7 protein-coding genes and 3 pseudogenes are annotated in these 8,643 nt (G+C 33.5%); 3 read left to right on the top strand and 7 right to left on the bottom strand.

What is annotated here, in order from left to right; genetic code table 11:
• Nucleotides 1–6: 6 nt before the first annotated feature.
• The 6 genes and pseudogenes from FGF67_RS06865 to metG all read right to left on the bottom strand — a co-directional run.
• A complete protein-coding gene (locus FGF67_RS06865; RefSeq protein WP_139696076.1) occupies nt 7–555 on the bottom strand; it encodes a carboxymuconolactone decarboxylase family protein in 549 nt (182 codons plus the stop codon).
• 129 nt (nt 556–684) lie between these two features.
• Complete coding sequence (locus FGF67_RS17235) at nt 685–840, bottom strand: hypothetical protein (RefSeq protein WP_158293186.1); 156 nt, start codon at nt 838–840, stop codon at nt 685–687.
• Between the two features lie 91 nt (nt 841–931).
• Entirely contained in the window at nt 932–1,774 is an 843-nt protein-coding gene (locus FGF67_RS06870; RefSeq protein ID WP_139696079.1) for a helix-turn-helix domain-containing protein, read from the bottom strand.
• A 120-nt stretch (nt 1,775–1,894) separates the two neighbouring features.
• Nucleotides 1,895–2,599 carry an OmpA family protein gene (locus tag FGF67_RS06875; RefSeq protein ID WP_139696081.1) on the bottom strand — a complete coding sequence of 235 codons (705 nt, stop codon included), beginning with the start codon at nt 2,597–2,599 and terminating at the stop codon, nt 1,895–1,897.
• A 56-nt stretch (nt 2,600–2,655) separates the two neighbouring features.
• Nucleotides 2,656–3,126 carry a lipocalin family protein gene (locus FGF67_RS06880; RefSeq protein WP_139696084.1) on the bottom strand — a complete coding sequence of 157 codons (471 nt, stop codon included), beginning with the start codon at nt 3,124–3,126 and terminating at the stop codon, nt 2,656–2,658.
• Between the two features lie 209 nt (nt 3,127–3,335).
• Nucleotides 3,336–5,393, bottom strand: a pseudogene (metG, locus tag FGF67_RS06885) (methionine--tRNA ligase); the annotation flags it as partial.
• Between the two features lie 268 nt (nt 5,394–5,661).
• On the opposite strand from metG, the gene FGF67_RS06890 reads away from it, so the two are divergent.
• The 3 genes and pseudogenes from FGF67_RS06890 to FGF67_RS06910 all read left to right on the top strand — a co-directional run bounded on the left by FGF67_RS06890 (nt 5,662) and on the right by FGF67_RS06910 (nt 8,523).
• On the top strand, nt 5,662–6,678 hold the full coding sequence (locus FGF67_RS06890; RefSeq protein ID WP_139696090.1) for a S66 peptidase family protein: 1,017 nt from the start codon (nt 5,662–5,664) through the stop codon (nt 6,676–6,678).
• Nucleotides 6,679–6,758: 80 nt separating this feature from the next.
• A pseudogene (locus FGF67_RS17680) lies at nt 6,759–7,759 on the top strand (IS30 family transposase).
• Nucleotides 7,760–7,827: 68 nt separating this feature from the next.
• Complete coding sequence (locus tag FGF67_RS06910) at nt 7,828–8,523, top strand: T9SS type A sorting domain-containing protein (protein WP_158293188.1); 696 nt, start codon at nt 7,828–7,830, stop codon at nt 8,521–8,523.
• A gap of 2 nt (nt 8,524–8,525) precedes the next feature.
• Here FGF67_RS06910 and FGF67_RS17685 read toward each other — a convergent pair.
• Nucleotides 8,526–8,643: pseudogene (locus FGF67_RS17685) on the bottom strand (IS30 family transposase); the annotation flags it as partial.

The raw sequence follows: 8,643 nt of genomic DNA on the forward strand, positions 1-8,643 counted from the left end.
TAATATCTAAACAGTTTCTAAAATTAAGGGTGCTACTTCTGGGAAATCTACTGGAATTTGAGTCGTGCTGTGTATGTAGTTTGAGATGGTTTTATCACCTACTTGAGAAATTACATCTATTAAATTGGCTTTTGTATAACCTGCACTAAAGAAATTTTCTAAGACATCTGCATCAGTTCTTCCTCTATTTTCTGTGATGTTTTTAGCTAATTGCGCTAAAGCATTTAGTTTGTTGTTAAATGAAGCTTTTCCTGCTCTTAGCTCTAAAATTTGTTCATCTCTAAAACCATTCATTTTTCCAATGGCCGTGTGTGCTGATAAACAATAAATACAATTGTTAACTTGACTTACCGCTAAGTTTACAACTTCTTTTTCTTTTGCCGATAATGATGTTTTAGCATTAGCGAAGTTTAAATAATTTTCTAAGGCTGTTTCACTATGTGCGTAGGTAGCATATAAATTAGGAACGAATCCTATGGCTTTTTCTAAGTTATCGAAAATGGCTTGATTATTTTCACTTACTTCTGCTCTTGTTGGTACATTAAATGTGCTCATAATATTAATTTTTTTAAATGTTTGATTATTAATTTTCTTGGTACAAAATTGCAAGGCTTCTGTTTGCTATACCATGTTTAAATTTCCTTTTAGATTGTCTATTTTTCCCTTTTAAATTTCAAAAAGAATTTAAAAAGACACATAAGGCCTTTCTGCATCACAATAAAAATCATGAATACAACGTTGCTCACAATGTGTTTCTGGACTAATAGTGTTTACTAATTTTGATTGTTTGCCTCTAAATATTTCAATCAAATTGAAGATGGATGTGTGTTTTATATTCATGCCTTTGTTGTTTTTATTATACCGTACAAAGATGAATAATAAGTAGAGGCGATAAAATGACTAGACTTCCTGACTGATTGTCAATTTTTCCCTAACGGAAGTTTTGAAGCTGTTTTTTAAAATCTGAAGGCGATAAACCCGTTTGTTTTTTGAATAAACGGCTTAAATGTGAAGCGTCATCAAAACCAACTTCATAAGCTATTTCTTTAGTCGTTTTAGTAGTATATATTAAAAGACGTTTGGCTTCCAACATGATACGCTCATGAATAATTTGAAGCGGACTGGTATTTAACTTTGCAAAAGTATTAGATAAGGTTTTTGGCGACTTGAATAACTTTTCTGCATAAAACGCTACCCTATGCGCTTCTTTAAAATGTGCTTCAACCAATAGATTAAATTCACGTAACAAATCAACTTTTGATGTTTGAGCTGTTTCAACATAACCTTCTTTCGATTTAAGTAAACGTGTGCTAATAATGATAAAACGCGCCATAAGCATACGAAGCATTTCGGCTTGAATATTATCTTTAGTTTCTAACTCATCTAAAAACACTTCATTCAATATGTTGAATTTATGCTGTTCTTCGTCTGTTAAATCTATAATTGGAATATGCACATGACCAAAAAACAGCAAGCCAGCACAACTTACCTCATGATCGTGATCTTTTATACAATAAAACTCTCTGTTGAATTGATACACCACCAAATCAACACCCTGTACAAACTGAAAAAACTGAACGGTTGTTAAGGTTAAAAGGCTATTGGGCTTGATGGTATATGGTTTACTGTCAACAATAATCTCAGCTTCAATCTCATTGGTTCGAATAAACGTAAATAAATCTGGTTGTTTCGCTTCTTTATAACTTTCTAAAAGCGATTCGTTTCCTATTTTTAAAATAGCGTTGGTCGAAAACTCGGTAAACATTTTCTGCATGGCTAATCTGTCTATCTTTTTGAGTTTACTTTACAAGATACTTTTACTTTTTTCAAAAAAAATCCTGCTTTAATTAAAAAGCAGGACTTTAAAATATTTCTTTTTAAATCAGACTTAAATCTAATTTCCAGCCTCTTTTTTGGCCGCTTCTACCATATCTTCATTAGGCACAATAACAATATTTACACGACGGTTCTTAGCTCTTCCTTCAACTGTTGAATTATCATATAGTGGTTTAGTTTCTCCAAACCAGTTTGTAGCAAGTCTACCCGAACTTATACCATTTTGTTTTAAATAATTAGTCACGGCATAAGCCCTGTTTTTTGACAATGTCATATTATAATCCGCATCGCCTGTACTATCGGTATGCCCCACAACTAAAATATTCGTGTCAGTATTTTCTTTAAAAATACCAATCAACTTATTTAACGTGGTTTGAGAAGCCGTATTAATATTGTATTTATTCGTAGCGAAATACACACCACTACCGTCTTCAAAGGTTACAACAATACCTTGGTCTACACGCTCTACTTGTGCACCTGGTACTTCCTCTTCAATTTTTTGTGCCTGCTTATCCATTTTATCTCCAATAAGCACGCCAGCACCTCCACCAATGACACCTCCAATAACAGCACCTAACTCGCCATTACCACCTTTCCCAACATTATTACCAATAATAGCTCCTAAAATAGCTCCCCCAGTAGCTCCAATAACAGCTCCTTTTTGTTTATTATTAGCATTTTGAACCGATTTACAATTCACCAAAGAAACGGTTATCATCAAGCTAAATAATACCATTGAAATTTTTTTAATATATATTTTCATAGTTGTTATAAATTTAAAATTTGAGAATATTCTATTTTGAATTCCTAAATACTTTTTTACAGTTTTGTAAAATTCATGGTAATCACAAACGGTGAGCCATCCACAGAAACGGTTTGTTTCCATTGCATAGAAGTATCTGACAGTGCTGCCAGCCTTAATCGGAATCCACGATTGGTATCAGATTTACCTTTAGCATCGGTTGGTTTTAATAGAAAATCATAAAGTCCTGTAGTTTCATCCACCTCATCAATAGTAAAAATAAAATGACGCTCTCCACTACTACAGCCTACACCGTTTATGGTATATATACCTGTATTGTTGTTTGGAATAAATTGCCAAGTACTGTTTTCAAAACAGTCTTTATTTTCATCATTGAGCAATGTAACATTATAAGTTCCTGCTTTACTGTAAGTAATAGAACTTAAATTCCAATTTCCTTTAATGACTTTTTTTGAAGTCCTTACAGTTTTTGAGCCACCACAAGCTAACAGACTTATGGTCATGCATAGCATTATTATTTTTTTCATAAAACGTTGTTTTTTGTTAGTTAAAATTAATCAATAAATAGGACACCTTCGTTAATAGAAGGTCACCTTTTTTTGTCCGTTAATTCTTTAATAATTACGAAAAGAATGCAAGCTTGGTTTACACCTTAACAAAGACTTAACAATCTTCATTAAGGTTACTAATCTTGAAAAACCTTAACTAACACAACGTAAGTAAAACATAAAATGCGTTAACTTATTGGCAATCCGTTAGCTACATTTGTATCATCAGGATTGACGAAAACTAATTTACCATCGGTGTTTTCGGTCATTAAAATCATCCCCTGACTTTCAACGCCGCGCAAAGATCTGGGCGCCAAATTAACCAAAACAGTTACTTTTTTACCCACTACTTCTTCAGCGGTGAAACTTTCAGCAATACCAGACACTATAGTACGAACATCAAGTCCCGTATCAACCTTTAGTACTAAAAGTTTTTTTGCTTTTGGCATTTTTTCGGCTCCAATAATGGTGCCTACACGAATATCTAATTTGGTAAAATCTTCAAACGTAATGGGATCTTTTTGAGGTTCTAACGCTTTATTAGCCGCTTCATTTGCTTTCTTACTCGCCTCTAATTTATCTAATTGCGCTTGAATGGTAGCATCTTCAATTTTAGTGAATAGCAATTCTGCTTTTCCTATGTGATGACCTGTAGGCAGTAACACGCTTTTTTCAGAAATATCATTCCAGCTATTGTCTTGATAGGCCAAAATTCTTTTAAGTTTGATTGAAGTAAACGGTAAAAATGGTTCACTCAATGTGGCTAAAGCTGAAGCTATTTGGAGTGCTACATACATAATAGTTTTTGTACGGTCTTCATCTACTTTAACCATTTTCCAAGGCTCAGCATCTGCCAAATATTTATTACCCAATCGAGCTAAATTCATTAGTTCTTGACCCGCTTCCCTAAAACGGTAGCGCTCTATGGAGCTTGCAATCACATTTGGATAGGCTTTAACCGCAGCTAAAGCATCTGTATCTTCTTGGGTAAACTCTGAAGGTGTTGGCACAACACCATCATAATACTTATTGGTTAGCACCACAACACGATTTATGAAGTTTCCAAAAATAGCTACTAACTCATTATTGTTTCTGGCTTGAAAATCTTTCCAAGTAAAATCGTTATCTTTTGTTTCTGGAGCATTGGCCGTAAGTACATAGCGTAAAACATCTTGCTGCCCAGGAAAATCTTTTAAATATTCAGGCAACCAAACTGCCCAGTTTTTAGATGTTGATAATTTATTGCCTTCTAAATTTAAAAACTCATTGGCAGGTACGTTATTTGGCATGATATAGCTGCCTTCTGCCTTCAACATAGATGGGAAGATGATACAGTGAAATACAATATTATCTTTTCCTATAAAATGCACCAATTTAGTGTCTTTATCTTTCCAATACAGTTCCCAATCTTTACCTTCTCTTTGTGCCCATTCTTTGGTAGATGAAATGTAACCAATAGGTGCATCAAACCACACGTAAAGCACTTTACCTTCACCGCCTTCAACAGGTACAGGAATACCCCAATCTAAATCGCGGGTTACCGCTCTTGGACGTAATCCATCATCAATCCATGATTTTACCTGACCATACACGTTAGGTTTCCAATCTTTTTTATGCCCTTCAAGAATCCATTCTTTAAGAAAAGCTTCATGTCTATCTAATGGCAAAAACCAATGTTTGGTTTGTTTTAAAGTGGGTGTATTTCCAGTTAATGCCGATTTCGGATTAATCAAATCGGTAGCATTATGGCTCGTGCCACAGTTTTCACATTGATCCCCATAACTTTCTTCATTTCCGCATTTAGGACAGGTTCCTATTACAAAACGATCAGCTAAAAACTGACTCGCTTTTTCATCGTATAATTGCTCTGTAGATTCTTCAATAAATTCGCCTTTATCATACAAGGTTTTAAAAAACGATGAAGCCGTTTCATGATGAATAGGCGCCGAAGTACGGGAATAATTATCATAAGTAATTCCAAATTCTTCAAAAGATTGCTTGATAATGGCATGATATTTATCAACAATATCTTGCGGCGAAACACCTTCATTTTTTGCCTTTATAGTAATGGGTACACCATGCTCATCACTTCCTCCAATAAAAGCCACATCATTTCCAGTTAATCTTAAATAACGTACATAAATATCGGCGGGCACATAAACACCTGCTAAATGACCAATGTGAATAGGTCCATTGGTATAAGGTAATGCCGTAGTAACGGTATATCTTTTTGGATTACTCATCTCTAAACTTCTATTATATCTTGTGAAACGCCTATGATGCGTTTTTTATTTGAAAGCCACAAAAGTAATCATTTAAGCAGGCAATGATACCATTTCCCTCGAGAATTTCCTGCAATAAAACGCCCTTTTTTCTTTCTATATCATAATAAAAAGAAACCGTAGCTAAGGCTATGCTTTATTTTTCCCATTCATATAAAGACAAAAATCATCATTTTCTTTTACAGCAAACCCTCGTGGGAAATGGTATTAGAAAAAAATGTACATTTACCTTATGTCTAAAATACGTATTACTTTAAGCATATTTTGTATCATTCTTTCTTTGAGTATTCCAAGTAGTGTGGCACAAAATTCAAACGAAATAAAACCAATGACCTTGAAACAACCACCCTATTTAAAAGTCGGGGATACCGTCATGATTGTAGCACCTTCAGGGATTTTAAAAAACCGTACCGCTGAAATTGAACATGCTAAAACTTTGTTGCAAAGCTGGGGGTTACAAGCCGTGGTTGGTACCCATGTTTTTAATCAAAATCATCATTTTGCAGGCACCGATTATGAACGCTGTGAAGACTTTCAAATGGCCCTTGACCAGCGCAACATCAAAGCTATTTGGTGTGCCCGCGGTGGTTACGGTGCTGTAAGAATTTTAGACAAACTAGATTGGACATTATTTAAACAACACCCCAAATGGATTATAGGCTACTCTGATATTACAGCTATTCATAATGCCGTTCATAATTTAGGTATTCAATCTATGCACGCAATGATGTGCACTAGTCTTCAGGATGCACCTGAAACCATTCCACAGACTATTAGTTCATTTAGGGCAGCTCTCTTTGGAAATCAGCCAAATTTCCAACTCGAAGGTTCAAAATATAACAACTCAGGAACCGTTACAGGACAACTTGTTGGTGGTAATTTAACTATATTACATACCATGTTGGGCTCAAAAACCAGTATAGACACCTCAGGAAAGATTCTGTTTATTGAAGAAATCGGGGAATATAAGTATCATATTGATCGTATGTTTCAAAGCTTAAAACGGGCAGGATATTTTGAAAATTGTAAAGGTGTCATTATTGGGGATATGACAAAAATTAAACGAAATACCACACCTTGGGGCACTAGTATAGAGCAGTTGATTATAGATGTTTTATCAGATTACCATTTCCCCATTGCGTTTAATATGCCTGCAGGTCATGATAAAGACAACAGGGCTTTGACACTAGGAAGATCCATTACATTAACAGTTAGTAAAGACAAATCGACGATTAATTTCATAGACTAAACCGCCTGGAAGGAGTCCGTGGTTTATTTGATCTATTCAATAACTTAACGCAACAAATCTAGATGTATAGATTTGTTATAATGGAAGTAAAAAAGCATATACGACCTAGCCTAAAAGAAAGAGTCCAAATTGAGACACTTTTAAATGAAAATAGATCCCAAGCTGACATCGCTAAACAGTTCAATAGATAAAGATCAACAATCTCAAGAGAAGTAAACAAATTAGTTGTTAATTCCAATCATAAATATGACGCTCATTTATCTCATTAGTGCGCTAAAGATGATTACTTAAATAAAAGAAATATAGATAAAATCAGGACACATAAACCTCTAAAACATTTTGTATATAAAGGTCTTTTGTCTGAGTGGACACCAGAGCAAATTTCTGGAAGACTTAAAGAACTTTATCCTAATGACCCTATTATGTCTATTTCTCATGAAGCCATTTACAGACACATTTATACTAGACCTCAGACCAGTTTAAACAAAAAGCTTATCCAAATTTGGTGCGTAAAAAAACAAGACGTAGGCCTCCTAAAAAAAGACGTGGAACTGGCAGTAAAATAATCAACCAAGTCTGTATAGACAACAGACCTAAGTATATTGAAGATAGAATTGAAATTGGTCATTGGGAAGGGGATTTAATCATTGGTAAAAACCATAAAAGTGCCATTGGAACCATTGTAGAACGTAAAGCTAGATATACAATAATTAAAAATTAACTCTAAAAAAGCCGATGAAGTCTCTGAAATGTTTTCTAAAAAACTAAATCAACTAAATAACATTTTTAAAAAGTCTATGACTTACGATAATGGAATTGAAATGGCTAAACACGAAAAAATAACTTAAAGCACCGGCATGAAAATTTACTTTGCTCTCCCATACTCTTCTTGGGAAAGAGGAACCAATGAAAACACCAATGGACTTATTAGGAGACACCTTCCAAAAGGAACAGATTTTAATCAAAGTGATAAAAAATTACTCATGAAATTTAAGATAAACTTAATAATAGGCCTCGTAAAACTATAGGTTATAAAACGCCTAAAGAAATTATGGATTCTGAACTAAAAAATGTAGCTTAGTATTATACAAAAAAAAATCAACCTTTGTTGCGTTAGAACATTGAATGCAGCTTGACAAAACTAAAACCATGAAGAAAATCCTTTTATTTCTCTACACTTTCAGTTCATTATGTTTTAGCCAACAGATTTATATTTCTAATTCTGCAAGTATTACCTTGCATAACGGAAGCTCCCTAAATGCATTTGGTTTAGAAATTAGTCCAAATTCAACCTTCGTAATAACAGACAACATCCTTACTATATCTGATTCCCAAGTAACTGTATCTGAAGCAAAAACTTCAATTGCTAGAGTTTATAATATGGAAAAATCATTAAACGGATTTAATGGTATGATTTCCTTAAACTACCAAGATTCTGAAATTAATGGAGGCGATGAAGCTAATTTAAACATTGAAGTTTTGGCTAATAATATATGGACTAAATATGAGCCTTCTATTGTTAATCAAGTTTTAAATAATGTAAGCTATGATGGAATCTTTAATAACCTTAACATGGATAAAGTGACGGCATCTGCTCCTGGTATTACGCTAAATATGAATGATGAAAAAATAGTGGATGACTTAGTTATATATCCTAACCCTGCTTCATCATTTATTAATATTAAAAGTAATAAAACTCTTTTGATACAAATCTACAATCTTCAAGGAAAGTTACTATTTGAAAATAATTTAAAAGTGATTGATTTAAGTAATTTATTTTCTGGAACATACATTATTAAAACAACTGATAGTAATTCTAATTATTCAAATACTTATAAATGCTGAGTTCAACCCATAAGTGCAACACACTTATTATTTAGGACTTCAATAGGGTTATTATAATTAAACTTTCTAATAGGTCTGTAATTTAGTAATTTTTCAACTTCTTTTATTCTTTTGATTGAT

Origin of the sequence: Allotamlana fucoidanivorans, from assembly GCF_006265225.1 — a bacterium.
Taxonomy (GTDB): domain Bacteria; phylum Bacteroidota; class Bacteroidia; order Flavobacteriales; family Flavobacteriaceae; genus Allotamlana; species Allotamlana fucoidanivorans.